Source organism: Brevundimonas sp. ZS04, assembly GCF_001956865.1.
GTDB lineage: Bacteria > Pseudomonadota > Alphaproteobacteria > Caulobacterales > Caulobacteraceae > Brevundimonas > Brevundimonas diminuta.
Map to the genome: position 1 here is coordinate 63,279 of NZ_MTHE01000008.1, position 21,123 is coordinate 84,401.

General features: G+C 64.2%; 18 protein-coding genes and 1 pseudogene. 9 read left to right on the forward strand and 10 right to left on the reverse strand.

Annotation, left to right across the window (positions count from 1 at the left end; all coding sequences use genetic code 11):
• Position 1: 1 nt before the first annotated feature.
• Entirely contained in the window at positions 2-721 is a 720-nt protein-coding gene (locus tag BJP32_RS11480) for a DUF3592 domain-containing protein (RefSeq protein ID WP_158043309.1), read from the reverse strand.
• 147 nt (positions 722-868) lie between these two features.
• Between BJP32_RS11480 and BJP32_RS11485 the strand changes: the two genes are divergently transcribed.
• From BJP32_RS11485 to BJP32_RS11495, 3 genes are all read left to right on the forward strand, one after another.
• On the forward strand, positions 869-1,609 hold the full coding sequence (locus BJP32_RS11485; RefSeq protein ID WP_076224154.1) for a hypothetical protein: 741 nt from the start codon (positions 869-871) through the stop codon (positions 1,607-1,609).
• Positions 1,610-1,635: 26 nt separating this feature from the next.
• Complete coding sequence (locus BJP32_RS11490) at positions 1,636-3,573, forward strand: DKNYY domain-containing protein (RefSeq protein WP_076224155.1); 1,938 nt, start codon at positions 1,636-1,638, stop codon at positions 3,571-3,573.
• Positions 3,574-4,074: 501 nt separating this feature from the next.
• Positions 4,075-4,935 carry a MurR/RpiR family transcriptional regulator gene (locus BJP32_RS11495; RefSeq protein ID WP_076224157.1) on the forward strand — a complete coding sequence of 287 codons (861 nt, stop codon included), beginning with the start codon at positions 4,075-4,077 and terminating at the stop codon, positions 4,933-4,935.
• Here the strand turns inward: BJP32_RS11495 and BJP32_RS11500 are convergent.
• Positions 4,932-5,732, reverse strand: a complete 801-nt coding sequence (locus BJP32_RS11500) for an HAD-IIA family hydrolase (RefSeq protein WP_198935286.1) — start codon at positions 5,730-5,732, stop codon at positions 4,932-4,934. The two genes, BJP32_RS11495 and BJP32_RS11500, sit on opposite strands and share 4 nt — an antisense overlap.
• Before the next feature lie 215 nt (positions 5,733-5,947).
• Here BJP32_RS11500 and BJP32_RS11505 point away from each other — a divergent pair, with 215 nt between their 5' ends.
• The 3 genes from BJP32_RS11505 to phnE are packed head-to-tail and all read left to right on the forward strand — an operon-like array spanning position 5,948 to position 8,708.
• Positions 5,948-6,919 carry a phosphate/phosphite/phosphonate ABC transporter substrate-binding protein gene (locus tag BJP32_RS11505; RefSeq protein ID WP_255370627.1) on the forward strand — a complete coding sequence of 324 codons (972 nt, stop codon included), beginning with the start codon at positions 5,948-5,950 and terminating at the stop codon, positions 6,917-6,919.
• Between the two features lie 9 nt (positions 6,920-6,928).
• On the forward strand, positions 6,929-7,696 hold the full coding sequence (locus tag BJP32_RS11510; protein WP_076224161.1) for a phosphonate ABC transporter ATP-binding protein: 768 nt from the start codon (positions 6,929-6,931) through the stop codon (positions 7,694-7,696).
• A complete protein-coding gene (gene phnE / locus BJP32_RS11515; protein WP_076224163.1) occupies positions 7,686-8,708 on the forward strand; it encodes a phosphonate ABC transporter, permease protein PhnE in 1,023 nt (340 codons plus the stop codon). The genes BJP32_RS11510 and phnE overlap by 11 nt, the downstream gene beginning before the upstream one ends.
• A 46-nt stretch (positions 8,709-8,754) precedes the next feature.
• Here phnE and BJP32_RS17525 read toward each other — a convergent pair whose 3' ends face one another.
• On the reverse strand, positions 8,755-8,997 hold the full coding sequence (locus tag BJP32_RS17525) for a hypothetical protein (protein WP_198935290.1): 243 nt from the start codon (positions 8,995-8,997) through the stop codon (positions 8,755-8,757).
• A gap of 43 nt (positions 8,998-9,040) precedes the next feature.
• Between BJP32_RS17525 and BJP32_RS11520 the strand changes: the two genes are divergently transcribed.
• Both BJP32_RS11520 and BJP32_RS11525 read left to right on the forward strand, forming a co-directional pair.
• A complete protein-coding gene (locus tag BJP32_RS11520; RefSeq protein ID WP_233126819.1) occupies positions 9,041-11,167 on the forward strand; it encodes a TonB-dependent siderophore receptor in 2,127 nt (708 codons plus the stop codon).
• Positions 11,168-11,263: 96 nt separating this feature from the next.
• Positions 11,264-13,390, forward strand: coding sequence for a phosphocholine-specific phospholipase C (locus BJP32_RS11525; RefSeq protein WP_076224166.1), 2,127 nt, complete (start codon positions 11,264-11,266; stop codon positions 13,388-13,390).
• Positions 13,391-13,690: 300 nt separating this feature from the next.
• On the opposite strand, the pseudogene BJP32_RS17900 reads toward BJP32_RS11525, so the two are convergent.
• A pseudogene (locus BJP32_RS17900) lies at positions 13,691-13,831 on the reverse strand (hypothetical protein); the annotation flags it as partial.
• Between the two features lie 62 nt (positions 13,832-13,893).
• Here BJP32_RS17900 and BJP32_RS11530 point away from each other — a divergent pair.
• Positions 13,894-14,871: a hypothetical protein gene (locus tag BJP32_RS11530; protein ID WP_083673974.1), complete on the forward strand. Its 978-nt coding sequence runs from the start codon at positions 13,894-13,896 to the stop codon at positions 14,869-14,871.
• A 12-nt stretch (positions 14,872-14,883) separates the two neighbouring features.
• Here BJP32_RS11530 and BJP32_RS11535 read toward each other — a convergent pair whose 3' ends face one another.
• Genes BJP32_RS11535 through BJP32_RS11560 form a run of 6 tightly spaced genes read right to left on the reverse strand, consistent with a single transcriptional unit; the run spans position 14,884 to position 20,861 of the window.
• Positions 14,884-15,765 (reverse strand): RDD family protein, encoded by an 882-nt coding sequence (locus BJP32_RS11535; protein WP_233126820.1) that lies wholly within the window; start codon positions 15,763-15,765, stop codon positions 14,884-14,886.
• Positions 15,755-16,759 (reverse strand): stage II sporulation protein M, encoded by a 1,005-nt coding sequence (locus tag BJP32_RS11540; RefSeq protein ID WP_076224169.1) that lies wholly within the window; start codon positions 16,757-16,759, stop codon positions 15,755-15,757. Before BJP32_RS11540 ends, BJP32_RS11535 begins: the two co-directional genes overlap by 11 nt.
• On the reverse strand, positions 16,756-18,072 hold the full coding sequence (locus tag BJP32_RS11545) for a DUF58 domain-containing protein (RefSeq protein ID WP_076224170.1): 1,317 nt from the start codon (positions 18,070-18,072) through the stop codon (positions 16,756-16,758). The genes BJP32_RS11540 and BJP32_RS11545 overlap by 4 nt, the downstream gene beginning before the upstream one ends.
• Positions 18,069-19,025: a MoxR family ATPase gene (locus BJP32_RS11550; RefSeq protein ID WP_076224172.1), complete on the reverse strand. Its 957-nt coding sequence runs from the start codon at positions 19,023-19,025 to the stop codon at positions 18,069-18,071. Before BJP32_RS11550 ends, BJP32_RS11545 begins: the two co-directional genes overlap by 4 nt.
• Positions 19,012-20,238, reverse strand: a complete 1,227-nt coding sequence (locus tag BJP32_RS11555; RefSeq protein WP_076224173.1) for a DUF4350 domain-containing protein — start codon at positions 20,236-20,238, stop codon at positions 19,012-19,014. The genes BJP32_RS11550 and BJP32_RS11555 overlap by 14 nt, the downstream gene beginning before the upstream one ends.
• Positions 20,235-20,861: a DUF4129 domain-containing protein gene (locus BJP32_RS11560; protein ID WP_076224175.1), complete on the reverse strand. Its 627-nt coding sequence runs from the start codon at positions 20,859-20,861 to the stop codon at positions 20,235-20,237. Before BJP32_RS11560 ends, BJP32_RS11555 begins: the two co-directional genes overlap by 4 nt.
• Positions 20,862-21,123 lie beyond the last annotated feature (262 nt).

Sequence of the window (21,123 nt, forward strand, 5' to 3'; positions counted from 1 at the left end):
CTTAGTCCTCTGAGGTGATGATGTCAGAAAGGTCGACATGGTACCGCCGCGGATCGGCGGGATCGAGGAGCACGCGTAGTTTGCGTCCGGTTAGTTGCTGCGTGGGATCGACCCAGATTTCCTCGCTCTCGAACCGGCGCAATCTTCCGGTTTTCGGGTCCGTGGTCTGCGCCACGACCCGAAAGGGGTGATCGCCATTGCGAGTGGTGCGCGTATCGCGAAACACGTGAAGGAAGTCCGCATCCACGGGCTTCCCTTCGCGCATCAAACGCGAGATTTTTCGGCTTCGCGTCAGGTCGATGGCCAGAATAATCGTGCCGAGTGTAGAAAATATCGCTCCGAGACCGAGGAAAATCGTCATCACGCCTCGACGGCCCCAGAAGTCATCGACAACCGCATGCGATGGTCGTGCAGGGTCATAGAGAACCGGGACGTCATCTCCCTCGGAAAAACGCGGCGGGTTGGAGCGGACGGCTTCGCTGAACTCGCGCCGCCGCCCGCTTTTGTCCGAGAAGACGATGACCGCGGTATAGCTAACCGTGCTTCGCGCGCGATCGCGGTCGCGTTCGACATGGCGGATGAGTTCCGTGACGGTTCCCTGCGCTCTTGCCGCCTTCGCGGAAAAATCCGCCTGCTTCTGAAAGAGCACGGCGCTGACGATGAGGAAGATCACCCCAACCGCGGCGAAAAGGCCGCCTACCTTTAGGAAAAGACTTTTCATTCCTACCAATGGCATCTCAGCAGTCGAGACCGCAAGTGTAAGGCGTCGCGCCTTGAGGGCGTTTCGTTGAATGTAGGATTTCAGGCTCCCTCACTTCCCTAAATGCCCGTGATCGCATTGTCTGATTTTGCTCTATAAAGCCAACGCATGACGAAAGACGGACGTCCTTCTCGCCTCAACGACACCCGACTCTTCACTGGACGAGGCGGCGACTATCTCAAGGGCCAGGATGATGCTTGGGCTTTTGCGCGTCGCTTGACTTGGTGGCTGAACGGTGAAGGTTTCAGCATCGGTCACAACCCGGCTCTTTACGTCAGCTACACGACCGATCTGCCGGTCGGCGTCATTGAAGCAGAACCGCCCAGATTCACGCCGGATGACTGGTGGTTTCGTACCGTTGCTGTTGGGGTTCCCCAGGAACTTGTCGGTGAAAACGCCTTTAGGGTCGCCGCCGACGGCCTCATTGCCTGTCTGAAGGCGCTGAAGCCGCAAGACAGCGCGCTGATCGACCGAACGGCCAAGACCGTGGCCGATGCGGGGAGCCAGTGTCGTTTCCTGCTAAAGGTCAAGGATTCAGCCCGTCAGCTTGTGGAGATTTCGACGACGATCGGAAGCGGGTCCGAGCCGTCGCTGCTCTATGTCGCGGTGACTGAAAAGGCGACTGGAGCCTACCGAGAGGCGCCCCCGGCAAAACTGAGAAGCTATGACGATGGCGTCTACCTGGCCGGCAAGGTCAAGATCGCCCGACGCGGCGTTGACCTCATTCCTCGAACGTCGACGTTATCGCGCCTGGTGGTGGACCAAAATCCCGACGCCGCGACGTGGAGCGCGGATGCGTTGGCGGAGGCTGAACGCCCGGTGTTATCCTCGCTGCTGCGATTTAGATGACCCTGTAGAATTGGCGAAGGACGACGGTGCCGGATCTCAATGCTCTTTTCCCGTTTCCCTATGCCCATTGGTATGCGGCAAGCCTGTTTCTTGATGCCGGGCGTCCGAGGGCGGAGGTTCTAGCCCGGCTCGGCGCAAGGCTTGATCAATGGCGGCAATGCAATGAACGCTACAGACAGCTTCATTTCGCCAATACGAGTTGGGTCGCCAGTGCTTACCGGCATGACGGCCTTCCCGCCCCCGAGGAAGATCGGAAACTCTTCAATCATCTGAGAGCCCATGACGGCTTGGATCTAGTTATCCCTGGTTCGTTCAGCATGCGCCGGGAGCTTGAGGCGCTGCGACAAGCGATCGAGGCTGATCCGCGTATCGGCCCTTTCGCGAATTCCGATTGGATCGCGCATTACATTTGCGAGCAATGCTTCCCGACCATCCGCTATGTGCATGATGGCGCTCATGTCTTCGTGGACGGTGAGCCGATTTCTGACCGCAAGGGCGCGGCGCTGACCGGGGTCGATCCCTTGAGCTTTCGTCAGCTTGGCGACCGGTGGTTTCGCGACGACAGCCGTGTTTACGGGCAAGGCGAGACGCCCACGAAGCGCTTCTGGTTTGTCGCGCGCGGGGCTGATCCAGACAGCTTTCTTGTGTTGAATGAGCGTTACGGAGCGGACAAGGCCGCAGGTTACTACATCACCAATCTTCGTCTGCCGACGGAAGAACCTGGTACATTCGGGATCGTCTCCTACTATTACGGGAGGGGACAGAAGCCCGGTATCCATGTGTGGGAGAGCCACTACGCAAAGGACAGCCGCAAGGTCTATGCTTATGGCGTCGCAATCGAAGGCGCAGATGCGCCGAGCTTTCATTCCATCGGCGATGAAGGCCAATATTTTGCAGACAAAAACAGCATCTATTGGGAGAATAAACCGATCCTGGGCGCGGATCGAGACAGCTTCACCTGCGCCTCTGACGCCGGCCAATATCGCGCCTATGACAAAGACCGGCCATACTATGCGGGGCAGCCTCAATCCGTTTCAGGCGAATTCGATCACTGGAGCCGCTATTTTGAGGAACGCCCTGAGATCGTCGACAGCTGGTGGCGCAAGGAAAAGGCCCGGCGAGAGGCTCCACCCCAATCGACCGATCAACTGACGCCGGTCGGCGGCCCCTTCTACAGCGACGGAACCAGAATTCTAGTCAAGCCGGAGGCGCCGTGTGACGGTGAATGGGTGTCGCTCGATCATTTTGACCATGACAGCTTCCGCCATCTCACGGATGTTTTCGGGCGGGACAGGCACGGTCTGCGCTACTTCACGCCGGGGCTGGAACGGTACGGACAGGAGCCCGTGAAGGGGGCTGACCCCGCAAGCTTTGAGACTATTGACGGCCCGTGGTTCAGAGACAAACGGCAAGCCTACTATTTTGACAGCAAAATCCCAATGTCGGAGCTGGCCATCGTCAGGGCCGACATGACGAGCTTCGAGGTGCTCGGCGGCGCCTATGCCCGTGATGCGAACGGGCTGATCGTAGAAGGCGCGCGCAAGCGCAATATTGACGATGCCGCCGCCGTGAAGGCGCTCGGACACACATTTGCGCGCATGGGGGAAACGCTGCTCTATCGCGGCAAGCCGGTCGCCAAGCCCGGCAAGATCGACCCAGACACGGCGCGCGGCGTACATGACCAGCTCTTGATCGATGCAAACGGCCACATGCTGTTTAGAGGAACCTATCGCAAGCCGATCGCAGACCTTGATCCCGCCACGCTTACATTCCTCAACCGGGCGTTCGCCGTAGACGCGCATCACGCCTATGCACTGACCGATAGCGGATTGTTATTATGCGGCGAAATCGACCGCGATCTTGTCCAGCCGGCCGGGCCATATGCGGTGCGTGTCGCAAAAACGCGGTTCCATGTTTCCAGTGGGCAGCTGAAGCAGACACTTCTGGAGGACGACGGCGCGTAATGGACTTGGGGCTTCGGAATCCCAGGCGATATGCCTATCCGAGTTGATAGAGCCGGTTTTGGCGAAGTCCTTACCCGCATCCGGGGGAACGCTGCCGTGGACTTCCGGCTTGTACTTGCCCAGGCCCTCTATTGGGATGAAGTCTACGCGGTCGATCAATTTGCCTAGCTCGATGCGCGCCTCCTTGCCGTTCTCGTTCTCGTTCTCGTTCTCGTTCGCCTGGAGCAGCTTCTCGCCAAGCCGGCGGTAGGCCTCCGCTACGCCCAGGTAGAACTGGGTCACGGAAGAGGCGGCGTCAGCCGCCAGGCTGGTCAGGATCTCGCTCAGGCGGGTTTTCAGCGGTGCGCTGAACCGTGATGAAAATATCTCATTTTGTGAGTGCGGTCCTTGAATGAAAGGGCCAATGGCTGACATGATTGACGGCGGTCGGATGCCGTGCGGACTTGCTCGTCATGCGGCGACAGTCGGCGTTGAGGACGCGCAAGACAGCATTGGGACGGTATGACGGAAGAGGCTCTTTTCGATAACACCCTTACGCGTATCCGTATCGCCTACCCGGGTTTGGCGAAGGGCGCGCGAAGGATCGCGGACTTTGTCCTGAAAAATCCGCAACAGGTCATCCGTATGTCGGTGACGGAGTTGTCGGAAGCCACGTCTTCCAGCGAAGGCAGCGTCGTCAACTTCTGCAAGAAGATGGGCTTGTCAGGTTTTCAGAAGCTGAAGCTTAGCCTGGCGCAGGAAGCGGTGCAGCCGGTCCAGTTCATCCATGAAGACCTGGTCGAGGGCGATGACGTCGCAACCACGTGCCGTAAGATCTTCCATTCGGGAATTCAGACCTTAAGGGACACCCTGTCCGTTCTGGATACTCAGGCCATGCAGAAGGCGGTGCACGTCCTTCGCGCGGCCAAGCGTATAGAGATCTATGGCGTCGGGTCGTCGGCGTCGGTGGCCGAGGACGTGCAGTATCGAATGCTGCGTATCGGCCTGGAAGCCAAGGTCGTGACCGACAGCCACATCCAGGCGATCAGCGCTTCGCGCACCTCACCGGATGTGGCGGTGCTGACCATTTCGCACACCGGCGCGACGCATGAGACGGTGGTGGCCACCAAGCTGGCGAAGGCGGCGGGCGCCCAAACGATTGCGATCACCAACTATGGGCGCTCGCCGTTGCAGGCGCACACTGACATCGTCTTGTTCACCATGGCGCGCGAGACGCGGTTTCGGACCGAAGCCATGACCAGCCGCATCGCTCAACTGTGCGTGGTCGACGCGCTGATCGCCGCGTTGGCGATGGCGGACTACGAGACCTCGGTAGCGGCGTTGCAGTCGACGTCCGACATCCTGTCCATCAAGCGTTTCTAGGGGCGTCGGAGGGCGACGGCATGGACGGCAGGCAGGCGCAAGTCCAGCGCGGACATATCGCCCTGTGGTCCGATCAGTACGGCGCCCATGCCCAGAGCGCGCGCGCCTTTGATGTCGGTGTCGGGGTTGTCGCCGATCATGACCGCTTGATCGGGCGAAATCCCCAGCACTTCGCACGCGCGGTGAAACAGCAAGGCCTGAGGCTTGCCGACGATTTCAGGCTCGGCGTGGGGAAGGCATGACCTCAGGGCAGACAGCAGAGCGCCGGTTTCCGGCACGAGCCGGCCGTTGCGGCCGGGGTGAGTGTTGTCGGCGTTCGAGACGATAAGTCGTGCGCCGCCGCTGACGGCGTCCACAGCGCGTTGCAGGTCGGTGAAGCTGAAGCGCGTATGGCGCATCAGGATGACCGCTTCAGGCCGCTCTTTCACCAGCGTCAGGCCCAGGGCGCGTGCGTGGGCCTTCATGCGGCTGCTGGCCAGGACCGTGACCTGTCGCAGGCCTGAGGCCGCGGCCTGACGCAGGGTTTCGGCTCCGGCCAGTACGATCCGCTCGATCGGCAAGGTCACGCCCGCACGTTCCAGGATAGCGGAGAAATCCTGCGGCAAGGCCGTGGAATTGTTGGACAAAATCGCCACGCGCGACTGGTTCGCCTGTAGAAAGCGTATGGCGCCGGGCAGGGGGGCGTCGCCCAGAGCGATGCAGCCGTCCCAGTCGATCAACAGGCCGCCCGCCGATGCGATGAGGTCGTGCCCCGTCGCCATATTTGCGGTGTTCGCCTTGCTAGCCTCAGAAAACACGCCGCCTCCTCGCGGTGAATTCAGTTCAATATTTGTCTAGATACATAAGCAAAAAAATGAAATCCATTCATTTTTGTGTCACATAAACGCGGTAGCGGGAGGGGTGAAACTGACGGATTTAGCGTCCCATGTTGATCGGCGCCGCTGTCGGCCAGCCATCGGCTGAGACCGTTTGCGCGCCGATGGGGTCCGACCTGAGGGGGCGGCTTGGCCCGATGTTTCGAGGTTTGGATTCAGGTCGAGGGCGGTCAGTGAAGGTTCGATTGATAGCGGGAGGGCTCGCCCTCGCCGGGATGGCTGCGGCTGCGTTTCTGATCATGGGGCGGCCGGTCGTCTCGGATCAGCAGGTTCAGAGCCTGAATGTCGTGCTCATCCCCGCCGACGGCGGTACGGAGGACGGCACTCGGGCGGACTATCAGCCGATCTTTGACGCCGTGGGACGGGCGACCGGGCTGCAGTTCAAGCTCACCGTCGCTCAGTCCTACGCGACGGTCATCGAGGCGCTGTGCGGGGGCAGGGCCGACATCGCCTTCGTCGGCCCCGTCACCTATATCCAGGCGCGTGAACGCGGCTGCGCCGAGCTGCTGGCGGTAGCGGAAGAAGACGGCGCCTCGACCTATTACGCTGGACTGTTCGTCCGCGCGGGCTCCGACATTCGCTCCATCGAAGACCTGAAGGGACGCCGAGCCGCGTTCGGGGACGTCAACTCCACTTCGTCTTTCCTGATCCCCATGGACATGCTGGCGAAGGCGGGGCTGGATCCCGCCAGGGACTTTTCGCAACTGCGGCTGGCGGGTAGCCATACGAGCAGCCTGGCGGCTCTGTTGAGCGATCAGGTCGACGTGGCGGCCCTGTCCTTCGACAGTTTCGACAAGGCGGTAGCGCAGGGCGCTGCTCGTCCGGAAGATGTCCGCATCATCGCCCGCAGCGAGCCCATCCCCTATCCGCCTCTGGTCATGCGTTCGGCGTTGTCGCCGGCCTTGAAGAGCCAGTTGAAGGCGGCCTTCGCGGGCGTCGCTGACGCGCCGGGCGTCCGGCCGGAGATGATTCGGGGCTATGGCGGCAAGCAGGTGGACGGTTATCGCAGCGATGTAGAGGCCGCTGTTTTTGACCCCGTGGCCGCGACCATGGCGCGTCAGTCCGATGCGATGAAGGGCGAAATCCTACAGGCCGCCTCAAGGCGATAGGGGGCGGGAATGCTGGCTTTTGATCAGGTCGAGAAGACCTATCCGGATGGAACGCGCGTGCTGAACTCGGTCTCGTTTGCGGTTCCGGCGGGGCAGTTCTGCGTATTGCTGGGGGCGTCGGGGGCGGGCAAGTCGACCTTGCTGCGCACGGTAAACGGCCTTGTTTCGCCGTCGGCGGGACGCGTCTGCGTGGACGGCGTCGAGGTGTCCGCGGCGACGTTGAAGACGCTGCGCCCGCGCATCGGCATGATCCATCAGGCGTTTAATCTGACGCCCCGCACCTCGGCCGCCGTCAACGTCATCAGCGGGGCCCTGCCGGACATTCCGGCGTGGCGGGCCGCCCTGCATCTCTTTCCCGAACACTATGTTCGCCGGGCCAGCGCACTGATCGAGGCCGTCGGCCTGGATGAGGTCCATCTCGCGCGTCGCGTGGAAGGCTTGTCCGGCGGCCAGCAGCAGCGCATCGGCATCGCCCGCGCCTTCATGCTGGAGCCGAAGCTGATCCTGGCCGACGAGCCCGTGGCCAGCCTGGATCCGAAAAGCAGTCGGGAAGTCCTGGAGCTGCTGAAGGCTCAAGCGGGTCTTTCGGGCGCGGCGGTCTTGTGCAGCCTGCACCAGATCGACCTGGCCCGAACCTATGCCGACCGTATCGTGGCGCTGAGCCGGGGGCGCATTGTTTTCGACGGCGCTCCCGAAGCGCTTGAGCCGTCGATTCTGAACGACATCTACGAACAGGCCGCCACTGCGACGGCCGAAAGCTCGCGCCATGGATCGTGATCTGACTTCCGTCTCAGGGGGAGGCGCCGGCGACTGGCGTTTTCCGCGCGTATGGAGCCTCAAGACGCTGATCATCCTGCTGATCGCTCTGGCGGTTCTGGCCCATACGGGGCGACGGGTCGAGATTGATCGGATGGCGGGGCTGTCCATCGACGCGGTTCTGCACACGGCGGGATTGAAAGCGGAATCGCCTGTCGCAGCTGCGGTCGATACGGTGGCGCGTTCCCTGTTTCCGATCCAGTTGGCGGAAGAGACGCCGATTAGCCGGATCGAAGGCTTCGACCCGGATCGCAAGCCGTTGTTCAGCCGCGTTGAAACGCGGACGGTTCGGTCTGAACGGATTGATCCTGTCACGCTCGAGACGCGGGTCCAGACTGAAACCGTCGACTATCTGATCGAGCCGTTCGGCTATGTCGTCCGTGTTTTCGGCAAACTGCTGGAGACTCTGGAGATCGGCCTTTGGGGAACAGTCATCGCCGTGGTGATCGCGGCGCCCCTCGCGCTGGCGGGAGCCGCGCCGCTGACGCCGCATCCGTGGCTACGGACGCTGGCGCGAGGGCTGTCCAGCCTCTTGCGAGCGGTGCCCGAACTGATCAGCGCCCTGTTCCTGGTTCTGGCCTACGGTTTCGGACCGATCGCCGGGATTCTGGCGCTGGGGCTGCACGGCGCGGGCTTCCTTGGAAAATTCTATGCCGAGGACATCGAGAACGCGGATGTGAAACCCCAGGAAGCCCTGCGCGCCATTGGAGCGAGTAGATTGAAAATATTTCAATTTGCGATCTTGCCGCAGGTGACGCCGCAGTATGTCGCCTACACCCTCTACATCCTGGATCGGAACGTGCGGATGGCGACCGTCATCGGCCTGGTCGGCGCCGGCGGCATCGGGCAGGAGCTGAAAGGGCGCTATGACATGTATGACTACGGGCATGTCGCGACCATTCTGATCGCCATTTTCCTGCTTGTTCTAGCGCTTGATCACCTCTCGGTTTGTATCCGCAGGAAGTACCTCTGAGGGCGCGCGGCGTTCGGTGATTGCGTCTATATGAGCAACGGCTAGCTCAATAATTGTTCGCATAAAAATGAGATTTATTCACTAAACTGTCGCTTCGCGCCGCTATGGACTTGATGGTCAGGCGGCGCGGTCCGTCCTGACGAAAGCCTGTTCGATGGCTGGGAGGAGGGGAGCCGATGACGTCGAAGTCGATGCCGGTCGTGGCCGCACCATCCGCCGCGCCGTCCTCCCCGAAGTCAGCGACAAGGAGTGACCCTGTGTCTCCGCTCAAGAAGTATTGGCCGTCCATGACGGCGCTATTATTGGCATCATGTGCTCTGCCGGGCGCCACGATGGCGCAGCAGGCCGCCCCGCGCGGGGAGGCTGCGACGGTTGCCGATGTGGTGGTGACGGGCGTTCGTGCGTCCCAGAAGGCCGCCGAGGCTGTTGAGTTCGGCAATCAGGTCCAGGTGATCCGCGCAGAGGAAATCCGCGCGAGCGGCGCCACCAACATGGCCGAACTGATGCAGTTCCTCGCCAAGGGCGTTAACATCGGCTACTCGCCCGATGAGGGTGAATACACCATCCGCCTGGACGGCGGCGGCGACCGCGACACCCTGGTCGTTCTTGACGGGGTGCCGCTTTACGATCGCGGCCCGGCGCTGGAAGACATCTGGGGCTCCACGACGATCGATCCGCATATGATTGAGCGGGTTGAGGTGTTCCGGGGCGGGAACTCCCTCTTCTTCGGATCGAACGGCGGCGTGGGCGTCATCAGCCTTGTGACCAAAAAGCCTGACGGAACCACCAAGGGCGAGATCGGCGTCACCTACGGCTCGTTTGAGACGCGCGAACTTTGGGCCAACTACTCCTTCCCTCTAGACAAGGATGGACGGCATTCGCTGATGGTCTACGGCTCCGAGTTGGCGACCGACGGGCCGCGCATCTTCGATCCGACCAAGTTCGTGGACAACGTCGCCCTGGCCGGCGGCATCCAGACCTATGCCCTGAACCGCAACAATATCGGGGCGAAATATCTCTGGAAGATCGACACGGACACCGAGCTTCTGCTCAACGCTCAATATACCGAGCTGTGGTTCCAGGACGCCTTCCCGAACACTGAGGTCTTCTCTCCGAACACGACGCGCTACCCGATCATCGACGCGGCCTTTTCCCATCGCTGGAACGAGTCCGTCCTGACCGAGGTCAACGCCTATTATTCCAATCCGACGCTTTACAATACGGAGCTGTATCCCGAAGTCTGCCTGATCGATGCGGGCTGCGTGGATCCGAACAACCCGCAGGTCGTGATCCCAAAGGGGGCCTGGACCGGCGCGGTCGAACCCTTCCTGCGCAAGGGCTTCGGTGAAGGCAACCAGAACAAGGGCGGCTTTAAGGAGTACGGCGCCACGGTTCGGAACACGCTGAACTTCGGCTCGCATTTCGAGATGGTGGCCGGCGCCCAGTGGGTGCGTTTCCAGAACGACTCCGATCCGGTCTATTTCGTCGGCAATGAAGCGACGACGGTGACCGGCCTGTTCGTCGATGCGCGGCCGCGTCTGCCCTTCAGCCCGGACACGGCCATTTCTCTGGCCGTGCGCACGGACTTCTCGAACGCCTTCGACAGCAAGACCATCTGGAAATTCGGCTTCCGGCAGCCGCTGCCGGGCGGCTTCTATGTGCGTGCGAACGGCGGCACCTCCTACAGCCTGCCGCGCAATACGGAGCTGTATCGCAACTTCGACGTGCCCGAAGGCACGCCGATCACGGTGATCGGCAATCCGAACCTGCGTCCCGAGGAGACCGAAAGCTACAGCGCCGGCGTAGGCGGCACCCGAGTTTTCGGCGATGCGGTGATATCGGCCGAGATCGGCGGCTTCTGGACCGACATCACCGACCGAATCCAGACGACCTCGGGTCTTGAGGTCAATACATACTTCAACAATGACGCCGTGACGGAAATCCGCGGTCTGAATGCAGAGCTGGACATCAGCATCGGCGATCAGTGGCGTTTCAATGCGGGCTACACCAAGCAGGACTCGTCTCTGGCCGAAGGCCCCATGGCGGGCGTCCAGACCAATGAGACGCCCACCTGGTTCGCGACAGCTACCGCCAGTTGGCAGTCGCAGGACGGCAGGCTGCACCTCCAGGTGAACCCGCGTTTCCAGGGCGACGAGTTCGCTACGGGCGGTCCGAGCGTGAACGGCGTGCCGATGTTTCGGCATAACTTCGGCAACTATACGGTTGTGAATGCGACGATCGCCTATCTTCTGGGGGAGGATAAGAACAAACGTATCCAGCTTCGAATCGCAAATATATTCGATGAATATTATGCGGAGCGTTTCGGTTACGGAAATATGTTCTATAGCTCGGCCTATAATCGAGGCGAGATTGTTCGCAACTCGGAAGAATATTTCTTCGCCTATCCGTTCGAAGGCAAGCCGAGAAGCTTCTACCTCTCGTTCTCCAGCGATTTCTAGGGTGATTTCGGCGGGTCGGATCTGTTGGCCCGCCCCGCCGAACTCTGACATTCCGCCCCGAGCTTCGGGGCGCTCCGGCACAGAAGGATAGACGCCATGCCTAACCCCGACCGCCGCGGTTTCCTGCTCGGCGCGACCGGCAGCGCCGCGCTCGCCAGCCTGCTTCCCAGCATCGCGCGGGCGGCGGCGATGCCAGCCTCACGGGTGCATGGCTCCATTCAGGACGTTCAGCACATCGTCGTCCTGATGCAGGAGAACCGTTCGTTCGACCACTATTTCGGCACCATGCGCGGCGTTCGCGGGTTCGGCGATCGCCATCCGATCCCGCTGCCGGGCGGAAAGTCGGTGTGGAGCCAGTCGGACGGCGCGAAGGACATTCCGCCTTTCCATCTGGATACGGCGCGGACCGACGCCATGCAGGTGCCGGGCACGCCGCACAGCTTTTCGGACGCCCAGGCGGCCTGGGGGCAGGGGCAGCTGAAGGAATGGCCCCGCTTCAAGACCAAATATTCGATGGGCTACTATCGCCGCGAGGATATCCCCTTCCAGTTCGCCCTGGCGGAGGCTTTCACCTTGGCGGACAGCTATCACTGCTCGATCACGACGGGCACGGACCCGAACCGGATCGTCTTCTGGTCAGGCTCGGCCCAGGAGCCGATCAGCCGCGATCAGGGCGTGCCGGGAGTCGAAGGGAACTCGGAGCCCAACAATCTGCGGTGCTGGGTTAAGGGCGAGATGCCCGAGCCCGGCTATACCTATCAGGGTTCGGCCCTGACCTGGCCTACCATTCCCGATGTGCTGGAGGCTGCGGGGGTCGACTGGAAATTCTATCAGGATCCGAACAACAACTGGACCGGCGCCATGCACGGCGGTCTGGCGTTCGACAGCTTCCGCACAGCCAAGCCGGGTTCGCCCCTTTATGAAAAGGGGATGCGTCACTGGTCGCTGGAGCAGCTGGAGGCGGATGTGAAGGCGGGAACCCTGCCCGCCGTTTCCTGGATCTTGCCGCCGCGCATCTATTCGGAGCACCCCTCGGCTTCGACGCCGATTCAGGGCGCCGAGTTCACAGCGCGGGTTCTGGACGCCCTGACCGCCAATCCCGAGGTTTGGAGCAAAACCGTCTTTTTCCTGACGTTCGACGAGAACGACGGGCAGTTCGATCACCTCGCGCCGCCCAGCGTCCCGTCCTATCGCGCGGACGGCACGCTGGCGGGCAAGAGCACCGTCGATGTGAAGGGGCTCTATTTCAACGACGATCAAGGCAAGTACCTGCACCCTGACGACAAGATCAGCGGCGCGGTGCGGCCTTGGGGCTTGGGACCGCGCGTACCGCTCTACATCGTCTCGCCCTGGAGCAAGGGCGGATGGGTCAACTCCGAGGTCGCCGATCACACCTCGGTCGGACAGTTCATTGAGAAACGCTTCGGCGTGACCATACCGGCCATCAGCGCCTGGCATCGGTCGGTGTGCAGCGACCTGGTTTCCGCCTTCGACTTCGGCGGGCCGTCGGACGCCGAGTTTCCAGCATTGCCGGACGTTTCGGGTTCTTCCGCAGCCCTACTGGATCACCTGCAGCGGCCCCGTATCCAGCCGCCGTCGACGCCGCAGCCGCTCTTTCAGGAGCCGGGCGTGCGGCCCTCGCGCGCCTTGCCCTATATGCTGGAGGTCGGAGCCGGCGTGTCGCGCAACGGGGTGACGTTGAACTTCGTCAACACGGGCGCTGCGGGCGCCGTATTCCAAGTCTACGACAAGCTGCATCTGGACCGCATTCCTCAGCGCTACACGGTGGAGGCGGGTAAAGCGCTGGACGACCAATGGGCGTTGACGGGCGAGGATGGCGGCTACGACCTGTGGGTTCTGGGCCCCAACGGCTTCCTGCGATCCTTCAAGGGACAGGCGTCAAGCGTCAACGCGGGCCTGCGTCTCGACGTGCGTCAAAACAAGGCGGACGCCAGCCTGACGGTGACGATGCACAACAAGAGCCGAACCCCTGCTGTCATCCAGATCGAGGACGCCTATCGCAAGGAGGAAGACGTTGTGCAGGTCATCTTGCGGCCTGGATCTCAGCGCACCCATACTTGGCGGTTGCAGGACTATGGGTCGTGGTACGACTTGGTCTTTGTCGCCGAAGGTGGTTTTGAGCGCCGCTTAGCGGGCCGTTTGGAGACGGGCATGGACAGCATGTCCGACCCTCTGATGGGAAGCGAGACAGGGCCCGCCTGATGAGGTCGTGAAGCGGATCGCAGGTGTGAGGTATCGCCCAAATCCTGCTCCGGCACCTAGCACTGCCTCACACCCGGACGTGAGGTTCTGATCTACAGAAACCCCATGGCTCATCGCCGTGGGGCTTTTTGCATTCCGGGCCTGGCTCATCGCCAGCAACGCCGTTCGGCTACCGTGCACCTTTCACTGGATTCGTTTCGGCGGGTCTTCAGCGGGGCGCTGATCGTTTTGAGTTCGTCCGTCTCGACCGCGCCCTCCAGGCACCTAGTTTGGACGAACTTCAGCAAGCAGCCTCGCCCTCATGGCGACCAGCGCCGATTCGAAGAGGCGCAGTTGACGATACAGAACCACGAACTGGGCGCAGACTGCCTGGGTCACAGGCTATTTTTTGCGGCGGAAGTCGGCGATGGTCTTGTGATCCGGTGTCAACTGTCCCGTCAGTTTGAAAGTTCTGGTCAATCCGCTGCTACATCGATAGGCCGGATGTGAGAGCATTCGGGGGCATGATCATGCGTGGTGAGGTTCTGACATTCGATCAGGCGACCGGGATGGGGGCGATACTGGGCGATGATACGGCGCGTTATCTGTTCAATGTCACGCAGGTACGGACATCCTTGCCGCTAACGCGCGGGCAGAAGGTCGATTTCGTGCCCAGCGCGGATTTGCAGGCGACCGAGATATTCATACTTCAGGCGGTCGCTCCGCCGACCTGGTCGGGGCAGGCCGTCAGCCGGGGCGGCCAGTTCGACCTCGGGCGGGTGATCCAGCGCACCTTCACGACCATTCGCGAAAACGCAGCGATCTTTTTCGGCGCGTCGACGGTCATGGTCGGGGCGCCCAGCGCCGTCATGGGCCTGGGCCAGAGCACGGCCGTCACCGGCGGCGCCGCCGTCGGATTCCTGACGATGGCGGCGGGCTGGGTGTTCTATCTGGTGGGGCTTTACATGCTTCAGGGCATGGTGGTGAAGGCGGCGGTCAACGGCTTCAACGGCAAGGCGACCTCTTTTGGCCAGGCGTTTGATGTCGGCGTGAAGATGTTTCTGCCGCTGCTGGGGTTGGCCATCATCGCCGCGCTGGGCGCGGGACTGGGCTATCTGGCCCTGATCGTGCCGGGCGTGATCATTTCGGTGATGTGGTCGGTCGCATCGCCCGCCGTGGTGGTCGAGAAGCGAGGCGTGTTGGAGAGCCTGCAGCGCAGTCGCGATCTGACGCGCGGCTATCGCTGGAACGTGTTCGGCCTGATGGTCATCTATATGCTCCTGTCGTGGATCATCGGGGCGGCGGTCGGCGCGCTCGGCCTGGCGACCGGCGGCGGCTTCCTCGACGGCAGCCCGAATCTGTGGGTCAATGCGGCGTCCGGCGTGGTGGTCAACATCCTGTCGGCGGTGGTCGCTTCGGCCGGGGTGGCGGCGCTCTATTACGAACTGCGGACCGTCAAGGAAGGGGCGGGGCCTGAGGCCCTGGCCGCCGTGTTCGACTGATGGGCCGCGGCGTCAGACGTCGTGCTTGTCGCGACGCCGTACGCCCATCAGCAGCTTCTGCTCCAGTCGCCCGCGCACGGCGGCATAATAGGCGCTGAGGAAGTCGCGGTCCGTCTGGTGCGGATCGCGCGACCATCCGATCTTGCCCATGATGCGGTCGGCGACGGCGCGCATGGTCCTGCGCTCGCCGGTGCGCAGGACGGATTCCAGGACGTGCAGCTCCTTGGCTCCATAGGCGTCCAGCTGCGCCAGGGTGAAGTCATATCTCGCCAGTTGTTCCGACCCGTCATCGGCCATGTCGCGGGTCAGCTTGCGACGCGGCGTGCGCACCACCCACGTGCCGCCGACAAGGTCGCCCAGGCGCAGGCGGTCGCGGTTGAACAGGGGGAAGAAGACGAAAATCGCCGCCCAGACGAAGGCCAGCAGATACATCCAGCTGTCGACTCCGCCCTGACCCGCCTGCGTCACCAGAAGGGACAGCGGCAGGAATACCTCCAGCTCGCGCATGGCGTTGCGCGCGAACACCGATTCCGCCCGCAGCCGCCCGCCGTCGCGCGAGGCGACGCGCAGGCCCATCGCCCGTTTGCCGGGCGTGGCGGCGGCGGCCGACAGCTCGAAGGCGGTGAAGTAGAAGTTCCTCAGCAGGAAGAAGACCACCAACCACAGCACGGCGACCAGTTCTGCGCCCGCCAGGCCGGCCGCGCCTATGGCGCCGACGCCGGTGAAGATCAGGGCCAGGGTGAAGGCGATCAGCACGCCGATGATGATTCCAGCGTCCAGCAGGAAGGCCGCCGCCCTTTGCCCGGCGTCGCCGATGTTCAGCCGCAGGTCGACGCCCTCGGGCGTGATGAAGGGGCGCTCGGTCTTGTCGATCTTCGCGGCGTCAGCGGACACGAAACGTCTCCCGTCTCGGACCATAGAAGTAGAGCCCCCAGATCAGGGCCGTCACGGCCGCCACGGCGTAGCGCAGGCCGGTGTCGGCGATCAACTGCCGCCCGAATCCTTCCAGCAGACCGGCGAGCAGCAGCATGACGATGACGCCGCCCATGACCACGCCGGCGGTTCGTCCGGCTTGAACGGCGGCGTCCAATCGGTGCGCCCGGCCGGGGAAGGCGACGGCCCAGCCGATTTTCAGTCCCGCGGCGCCGGCCAGGACGACGGCGAACAGCTCGGTCACGCCGTGGATCAGCAGCCAGCCGCCCAGCTCCACCCCCAAGCCGCGACTGGCGAACAGGGCGAAGAAGGCGCCAAGCGTCGCGCCGTTGTAGAGGACCAGCAATCCGGTCGGCAGACACAGGGCGAAACCCAGCGCGAAGGCGAACAGGGCCACCTTGGCGTTGTGGGTGAACAGGAAGGCCGCGAACACCGACAGGCCGTCGGCGCTCCCTGTCCCGTCCAGGGTGGCGCGCAGGGTGGCGGTCGAAGCGCCTGGATCGCGTCCGCCCGCCAGATCGCCCGGCACGAAGGCGTAGAACCATTCGGGATCGTACATCACCAGCCAGCCGCCGACCACGGCGCCGAGCAGCATCAGGGCGGCGGACACCAAGGTCTCGCGCCACAGGCCTTTGACCGAGGCGGGCCAGTCATGACGGAAGAAGGCGGTCAGCCGGTCGCGCAGCGTCGCCCGCGAGCCGTAGACGAAGAAGTAGGCCCGCGCCGACAGCGTCTCCAGATAGTCGATCAGCCCCTGGTCCAGCGAGGTCTCGCGCGCCACCGACAGGGCCGACAGGGTCGAGCGGTACAGCACCGGCACGGCCAGGATCTCTTCATCGGTCAGTTTGGACGCCGAACCCTTTTCAGCCTTGTCCATCAACCGCTCCAGGCGGCGCCAGTCCTCTTCGCGCGCCTGGCGGAAGCGTTGGCTTTTCAGCCGCGGGGCGTCGGTCACAGCAGATCCCTCCGCTTCAAGTCCAGATAGGCGTTGACCGCCTCGGGCCCGACTTGATCGGCGGGGGCGTCGACGATGTGGGCGCCCATGCGGCGCAGGCGGTTGATGACCGTCTCGCGTTCGCGCAGCAGGCTGGCGGCGACGACGGCGCGCGACACGTCCTCGGCCGTTTCCGGCGCGGCGGCGGCGAGGGTCTCCAACTCCTCGTCGCGTAGGACGACGAACAGCACCAGGTGGCGTTTCAGCAGCCGACCCAGAGATTCGATCATCAGTTCCGCGGCGGTGGAATCGGTGAAGTCGGTGAAGACCACGATCAGGGATCGGCGCTGGAGCTGTCCCGACAGGGTGGCCAGGGCCAGGGTGTAGTTGGTCTCGTGCGTCGAATAATCGACCCGGCCGACGACGGTCTGCAGGGTGCGGAAGGCGTTCATGCCGCCGACGGCGCCGGTCGACAGGCGCGGCCGGGAATCGAAGGCGAACAGACCCGCCCGGTCGCCCGAGCGTAGGCAGGCGTAGGACAGCAGCAGGGCCGCGTGGATGAAGCGGTCCACGCGCGGCATGCCGCCGACCGGCTCGCAGGCGGCGCGTCCGCAGTCCAGGGCCATGATGACGTTGTGGTTGCGCTCGGTGCGGAATTCCTTGGCCAGAAGGGCGGCGTGGCGGGCCGACTGCTTCCAGTCGATGGCGCGTCGGTCCATGCCGGGCTGATAGTCGCGCAGGGCCTGGAATTCGGCGCCTTCGCCGATGTCCAGCTGGGCCTTGGTTCCGAACAGGGCGTCGCGGGCGAACAGGCGCACCGCCTGATCGCGCACCCACTGCAGGTCGGTCAGCACCGGCGCCGACAGATCCAGGCGGAACGTCTTCTGCTTCCAAGCCAGATTCATCGGTCCGCGCCAACGCACCCAAAGCTCATGCAGCGCCGCGTCGCCGCGTCGTTCGGGCGTGAAGGGGAAGGCGAGGGAGGCGACATGGCTACGCACCTCGGCCTGGCGCGGGGCGTCGGCCACGCCCAGTTTGGCCTCGCCCGACAGGGCGGCTTCGACCTGATGCGGCGCGCGGCCTTGCGCGGCGAAGCGCGCCGTCAGTCCGACCAGGCCCGGTCGTCCGACGGCGGCGCGCACCGGCTCGGGCGGGTCCAGCGTCAGGCTAGAGCGCGAGCCGGTCAGCAGGGCGTCCGCCGCGAACAGCAGCACGACGCCGGCGATCCAGACCGGACCGGCCAGCCAGCCGACAGGCGTCAGCACGCCCGCCAGCAGGGCGACGGGCGCCCCCGCCGCCAGGACCGTCACCGCACGTCGGGTCGGATAGATCACCGGGGCGCCGCCACCTGATCCACCAGGCCGGCCAGCACCTGCTCGACGCGACGGCCTTCGATCTCGGCCGCGGGCGACAGCACCAGGCGGTGACGCAGGGCCGGGACCGCCAACGCCTTCACGTCGTCGGGGATGACGTAGTCGCGCCCGTCCAGGGCGGCGCGAGCGCGGGCGGCGACGGCCAGCATGGCCCCCGCGCGCGGCGAGGCGCCGGTCTCCACATCGGCGGAATCGCGCGTGGCTCGCACCAGGGCGGCGACATAGCCGACGACCTCGTCCGTCAGCCGCACCTGCGCCACGGCGTCCACGGCGGCGGCGATGGCGGCGCCTTCGGCCACGGTCTCGACGCCCAGGGCCACGGGATCCATCTGCCCGGTGCGCGACCCGTGGGCGGCGATGATGGCGCGCTCCTGCTCCAAATCTGGATAGTCGAGGACGTGCTTGAACAGGAAGCGATCCAGCTGCGCCTCGGGCAGGGGATAGGTGCCCTGCTGCTCGATCGGGTTCTGGGTGGCGACGACGGTGAAGCGCGGGCTCAGCGCATGGGCCTGGCCGTCGATGGTGATGTTGCGCTCCTGCATGGCTTCCAGCAGGGCGGCCTGGGTCTTGGGCGGGGTGCGGTTGATCTCGTCCGCCAGCAGCAGCTCGCAGAAGATCGGCCCGCGCGTCAGGGTGAAGCTGGACGTCTGGAAGTTGAACAGGTTCGACCCCAGGATGTCGCCCGGCATCAGATCCGGCGTGAACTGGATGCGGCCGTAGTCCAGCCCGACCGAACGGGCGAAGCTGTGGGCCAGCAGGGTCTTGGCCGTGCCGGGCGGGCCTTCCAGCAGGACGTGCCCGCCCGCGAACAGGGCGGTCAGCAACAGGTCGACGGCGCCGTCCTGGCCCACCACGGCCTTGGCGATCTCGGCGCGGATGCGCTCGGCGATCGTCTTCACCTCATTGACGTGCACGGGTCAGCTCCTGGTTCCAGCGATAGAGGGCGGCGGCGACCCGCATCAGGTCGCCTGGGGTCTTGGCCGTCCTGGCCTGATCGGCCAGGGCGGAATAGGTCGCGTGCGCGCCGGTGGTCCGGCTGACGCGGTCGAGGAAGGCGTCGAGTTCGTCCTCGCTCAGGCGGCGCGGGGCGCCGATGGCGCGGGCGACGGCGGCGCGGGTCAGCAGGGCGTAGGGCGCGGCCATGTGATGCTCGCGCCGGGCCAACCGCACCAGCCCCGCCGTATTGTCGGCCAACCCGCGCTTGCCCAGGGCGATGACGCGGCCGCTCTCGCGCGCGGGGCCGAAACGCACGACGGCCTGATAGCCGGCGAAGACCGCCAGCGCCGCCAGCACCAGCGTCATGCCCAGCAGCGGCGGCTCAAGCATCAGCCGCAACAGGCTGCGCGTGCGCTGCATCCCGTGCAGCGTCAGATCGAAGATGACCGGCGCGTCCTTCGCCCGCACGACGTCCAGCAGGGCGATGGCCGTGCGCGCGCCGTTCAGCGTCTTCAGCCCGTGGGTGCTGAGCAGGTCGGCGTCGGCCAGCACATAGACTCGCGTGGTCGCGTGCATGGCCAGAACGGGGCGACCCTGATCGTCCGTCACGACAGGAACCCAGTCGGGGCCGGACAAGGTCTTCAGCGCATCGACATCCACCGGCGCGCCGAAGGGCGTGCCGTCAGGGCGTTTCAAGGCGACGCTCGCGCGGCCGTCGCGCGATTGCAGGCGGGCGCCCTGACGCAGGTGCTCGCTCAGCGGCGCCAGCGAGGCCTGGTCAGGCAGCAGGCCCGTCGTGCGAACCCAGCCAGGGTGCTTGGGGTCGGGCGTCGCGCTCCACTTGGGCAGGACGATCAGGGTCGCGCCGGCATGGTTGATGTCGTCGAGCTGCTCGGGCGGGGCGCCGGGCGGCGGCGTCAGGACCAGCAGGCTTTCGTCCGAGGACGGCGTCAGGCGGCCTCGGCTCATCGTCACCGGCACGCCGAAGTTTCGCAGCAGCACCGGCATGGCGCCGAAGCCGGTCGAGCTGCGCGACAGGCCGTGGCCGCCGCCGTCGTCGCCGGACTTCAGTTCGGGGGCATAGGCCGACAGCACGCCCAGCCCGGCCAGGGCCACGACGCTGACCAGCAGCAGGCTGATGAGGACGACGGGTGAAAAGGCGCTCCCGGCCGCCTTGGCGGAACGGCTCATGCGCGCCAGCCTTCGGGCAGGGCGAAGGCCTCATAGGCCTGGCGACAGTCGGCGAAATCCTGGGCGTCCACGGCGGCGCCGCCGAACAGGCTGCGTTCGACCACCCGGCCGATCCGTTCAAAGGCGGGGCGCGCCGCCTCGGGCAAGGCTTTCAGACGGGCGATTTCGCGCGCGGTCAGCGACACCCGCAGCGCGCGCGGCTGGCGTTTTTCAATGTCCTGCACGCTGCGCAGCAACAACAGGTGGGCGGCGTCCGCATATTGTCCGCGCGCGGCCAGGGCGTCGGCCTCGGCCAGCAGATCGCGGGCCGCCTGAGCGTCCGGACGCCAGTCGGCTTCGACCGGCGTCGCAGGCTTGTCTGGCTTGGCGGCGGGCTTCCGCAGTCGCAGGATCTCGCGCACGATGGCGTAGAGGATCAGCCCCGCCAGCAGTGCCAGCCCGATCCAGAACACCCATTTCAGCACCGGCGCCAGGAACTGCAACGTCTCGCCGATCCAGCGCAGCCAGCCGGGAGTCTGCGGCGGGTCGAAATTGGCGCGGTCGAACTGAAACGACGGATCATTCAGCAGGATAGCGTGGGCCTGGGCGGCTTTTTCGTAGGAAGCCGCAGCCTCGCCTTGCATTCCAACGCCCCTTCGCTTCGTTATTCAAGCCATAGAGGGGGGGCTGCTCAAGTCAATCGCGAGAAACGCTTTGGCTGTCCGTTCATCTCTTCGGCGATCAGGTGCGCTGTTGGCTGATGGTGTTCTGTCGTCGGCCAATCCGGGGCGTTTGCCTCTGATCTCCCGTTCAGGGCTGTGGTCCGAAAAACTCGTGGGCAGCCGTTGTGAGGCGTCGCCCAAATCCTGCTCCCGCACTTAAGCCTACAAAGCCCCGATGGCATAC